This window comes from Streptomyces sp. NPDC004752 (genome assembly GCF_053601275.1).
In genome coordinates this window covers 148,734-152,736 of record NZ_JBSGBN010000003.1, presented here as the reverse complement: position 1 = coordinate 152,736, position 4,003 = coordinate 148,734, and the positions used below count along the sequence as shown (strand labels likewise).

Below are 4,003 nucleotides of genomic sequence, written 5' to 3'. Positions count from 1 at the left end.
CGAGGAGCTGGTTGCCGCCGCGTGCGGTGCGCACCGCGGCCGCGGCGCCCCCGACGCCCGGCAGCGCCTGCAACGCGGCGTCCACCTCACCCAGCTCGATCCGCCGCCCGCCGAGCTTGACCTGCTCGTCGGCCCGCCCGAGGAACACCAGCCCCTCCGGATCCGCCCGCACCAGGTCCCCGCTGCGGTACGCACGGTCCCAGCCCAGCGACGCGAGCGGCGCGTACTTCTCCGCGTCCTTCTCCGCGTCGAGATAGCGCGCGAGCCCCACGCCGCCGATCACCAACTGCCCGCTGCCGCCCATCGGCACCGGCTCGCCCGCCTCGTCGACGACGGCCAGCTCCCAACCGGCCAGAGGCAGCCCGATCCGCACCGGCTCCCCGCCGGTCAGCAGCGCCGCACAGGCCACGACGGTCGCCTCGGTCGGCCCGTAGGTGTTCCACACCTCGCGGCCCTCCGTCACCAGCCGCTGCGCCAGCTCGGGCGGGCACGCCTCCCCGCCGAAGATCAGCAACCGTACGTCGCCCAGGGCCTCGGGTTCCCACAGCGCGGCCAGCGTCGGCACTGTGGACACCACGGTGATCTCCTGCTCGATCAGCCAGGGCCCGAGGTCCGCGCCGCTCCTGACCTGCGACCGGGGCACGGGCACCAGACAGGCCCCGTACCGCCAGGCCAGCCACATCTCCTCGCAGGACGCGTCGAACGCCACGGACAGCCCCGCCATGACCCGGTCACCCGGCCCGACGGGTTCGTCGGCGAGGAACAGGGCCGCCTCCGCGTCCACGAACGCGGCGGCGCTGCGGTGCGTCACGGCGACGCCCTTGGGCTTCCCGGTGGAGCCGGAGGTGAAGATGATCCACGCGTCGTGCCCGGCACCGGGGCGCGCGGCCGGAGCGCCGGGGGCGTCAGCGGCGTCGCGGGAGCCGTGGACGGTGATCCGGTGTCCGGCCCCGACGACGGCCCCCACCCCGGCCTCCCCGAACACCAACTCGGCCCGCTCGTCCGGGTCCTCGGCATCCACGGGGACATAGGCGGCACCGGCCGCGAGCACCGCCAGGATCGCCACATACAACTCGTTCGTGCCCGACGGGACGCGCACCCCCACGCGGTCCCCGAGCCCGATCCCGACGCCCGCGAGCCGCCGCCGCAGCCGCTCGACCCGCGCGGCCAGCGCACGGTAGGTGAGTTGCTCGGTGCCGTCGTCCAGGGCGGGTTCGTCCGGATGCGAGCGCACCGTCGCCTCGAAGACGTCGATCAGCGTGCGCGGCGGCGCGGCGGGGGCCGCGGAGAACCGCGCCCGGTCACCGAACCGCTCACCGGCCCCGGCGGCACTCCCTTCGCCGATCGCTCCGCGGACGTCTTCACGGACGTCTTCACGGACGTCTTCGCGGACATCTGCATGGCCAACTGTGTGGCCATCCGCATGGCTATCTGCGTGGATCGTCTCGTCGAGCAGGCCGAGAGCACCGCCCTCGCTTATGGCTGCCATCGGTCCTCACGTCTCGTTCCCGGAAGCCTCCGGGGCGCCGGCGGGCCCGCAGGTCTGCCTGGGGTTGTCCGGCTCCAGCACCACAACAAGCCGGAAATATTAGTACGACGCTAGGGTCCGCCCTCTTGTCCGACCACTTGGGTAGTCCGTTCGGGGGCCGCCGGAGAGCCGGCCGCGACGCCGTGATCTGGGGGTCCGCACACCGGACGAGACATGGCCCACAGCACGGCGAACGAGCGTCCGGGACCGACTACGGTCCCGCCGGACCGCCCTCGGCCGGAGGCCGGCCGGAACTGGTCCATCGTTACCGCGAGGTGGCCGCAGAGTTCCCCACGTCGAAACTCCCGCCCCTGGACGGGGTCTACTGGGGATTCGCTGGGCCACTGGTCACGCCCTCACTCAGAAAAGCAGAAAACCCCAGGTGACCTGGGGTTTTATCTGGTGTCCGAGGGGGGACTTGAACCCCCACGCCCGATAAAGGGCACTAGCACCTCAAGCTAGCGCGTCTGCCATTCCGCCACCCGGACAAGGTGTCCGTCGCGCAGGCTTCCCCCGCAGCGACGAGGGAAACATTACCAGGCTTTCAGGGAGGGCCGATCACACCCTGTCCCCGCCCCTGGTCCCGCGTGAACGCCCTGTGACGGGCCGGGGCGGGGCTTGGGGGCGAGGCCGCGGCGAGGGAGGATGAGGGGGACCACCAGCAGCGACAGCGCGGGAGGAAGCAGCGTGAGCGAGACGGACACGGCCAGGGGCGTCACCGGCGAGGACGAGGTCGTGGACCTCTGCCGTGAGCTGATCCAGATCGACACCAGCAACTACGGCGACCACTCGGGCCCGGGCGAGCGCAAGGCCGCCGAATACGTCGCCGAGAAGCTCGCCGAGGTGGGCCTCGAACCGAGCGTCTTCGAGTCGCACCCGGGGCGCGCCTCGACCGTGGCCCGCATCGAGGGCGAGGACCCGTCCCGGCCCGCACTGCTGATCCACGGCCACCTCGACGTCGTACCGGCCCACGCCGACGACTGGACCCACCACCCGTTCGCCGGCGAGGTCACCGACGGGTGCGTCTGGGGGCGCGGCGCCGTGGACATGAAGGACATGGACGCCATGACGCTGGCCGTCGTGCGCGACCGGCTGCGCAGCGGCCGACGGCCGCCGCGGGACATCGTGCTCGCCTTCCTCGCCGACGAGGAGGCCGGCGGCACCTACGGCGCCCGGTGGCTGGTCGACCACCACCCCGGGCTGTTCGAGGGCGTGACCGAGGCGATCAGCGAGGTCGGCGGCTTCTCGTTCACCGTGAACGAGCAGCGCCGCCTCTATCTGATCCAGACGGCCGAGAAGGGCATGCACTGGATGAAGCTGACCGTGGCCGGCACCGCCGGGCACGGTTCGATGATCCACCGGGACAACGCGATCACCGAGCTGTCCGAGGCGGTCGCCCGGGTGGGCCGACACCGGTTCCCGGTACGGGTCACCAAGACCACCCGGGCCTTCCTCGACGAGCTGGGCGATGCGCTCGGCACCGAGCTGGACCCGGAGGACATGGAGGCGACGCTCGCCAAGCTGGGTGGCATCGCCAAGCTCATCGGCGCGACCCTGAGCAACACCGCCAACCCCACGCAGCTGAACGCCGGCTACAAGGTCAACGTCATTCCGGGCGAGGCCACCGCGCACGTCGACGGGCGGTTCCTGCCCGGCTTCGAGGAGGAGTTCCTGGCCGACCTCGACCGGATCCTCGGGCCCACGGTGCGGCGGGAGGACGTGCACTCCGACAAGGCCGTGGAGACCGGCTTCGACGGGGCGCTGGTGGAGGCCATGCAGTCCGCGCTGGTCGCCGAGGACCCGGCCGCCAAGGCGATCCCGTACATGCTCTCCGGCGGCACGGACGCCAAGTCCTTCGACGACCTGGGCATCCGGGGGTTCGGCTTCGCGCCCCTGAAGCTGCCCCCGGAGCTGGACTTCGCGGGCATGTTCCACGGTGTCGACGAGCGGGTGCCGGTGGACGGCCTGAAGTTCGGTGTGCGGGTGCTCGACCGGTTCATCGACGCGTCCTGAATTCGGCCACATGTGCGGAGCCCACTGGGAAGAGTGAATCCGACGATACGCTCGTAGCTCCATTACTCCCTCCTCGTTACACGTGATGCGGTCCGCAGCTGGGATCGCTTTTTGCCAACAAGGAGGAAGAATGCTCAAGAAGGTCGTCGCTGCTGCGGCTGCCACTGGTGGTCTGGTTCTCGCGGGCGCGGGCCTCGCCGTCGCCGACTCCGGTGCCCAGGGTGCTGCCGTGCACTCCCCGGGTGTCGTTTCCGGCAATGTCATCCAGGTTCCGGTGCATGTCCCGGTGAACGTCTGCGGCAACACGATCTCGGTGATCGGGCTGCTGAACCCCGCCTTCGGCAACACCTGCGTCAACAAGTGACGTCGACTCCCTGATTGAGGGCGTCCTCTCGTCGGGCCCGGAGCGCGCGCGAAGCACGCCGGGGGAGGCCCGATTAAGCCCACCGGCAGCCCCCCCCG

The 4,003-nt window shown here is 71.2% G+C and carries 3 protein-coding genes and 1 tRNA gene; 2 read left to right on the top strand and 2 right to left on the bottom strand.

Annotation, left to right across the window (positions count from 1 at the left end; translation table 11 throughout):
• Both ACWEKM_RS02745 and ACWEKM_RS02740 read right to left on the bottom strand, forming a co-directional pair.
• The coding region (locus tag ACWEKM_RS02745) for an amino acid adenylation domain-containing protein (protein ID WP_451619327.1) at positions 1-1,489 on the bottom strand (1,489 nt) is incomplete at its 3' end.
• 439 nt (positions 1,490-1,928) lie between these two features.
• Positions 1,929-2,016 (bottom strand) — tRNA-Leu (locus ACWEKM_RS02740).
• A 199-nt stretch (positions 2,017-2,215) separates the two neighbouring features.
• Here ACWEKM_RS02740 and ACWEKM_RS02735 point away from each other — a divergent pair.
• Together ACWEKM_RS02735 and chpH are read left to right on the top strand one after the other, a co-directional pair.
• Positions 2,216-3,541: a M20/M25/M40 family metallo-hydrolase gene (locus ACWEKM_RS02735; RefSeq protein ID WP_451619326.1), complete on the top strand. Its 1,326-nt coding sequence runs from the start codon at positions 2,216-2,218 to the stop codon at positions 3,539-3,541.
• A gap of 130 nt (positions 3,542-3,671) precedes the next feature.
• Complete coding sequence (gene chpH, locus ACWEKM_RS02730) at positions 3,672-3,905, top strand: chaplin ChpH (protein ID WP_451619325.1); 234 nt, start codon at positions 3,672-3,674, stop codon at positions 3,903-3,905.
• The last annotated feature ends 98 nt before the right edge of the window (positions 3,906-4,003 follow it).

Coding starts and splice junctions, on each gene's coding strand:
- chpH (WP_451619325.1), top strand. CDS start 3,672: ATGCTCAAGAAGGTCGTCGCTGCTGCGGCTGCCACTGGTGGTCTGGTT.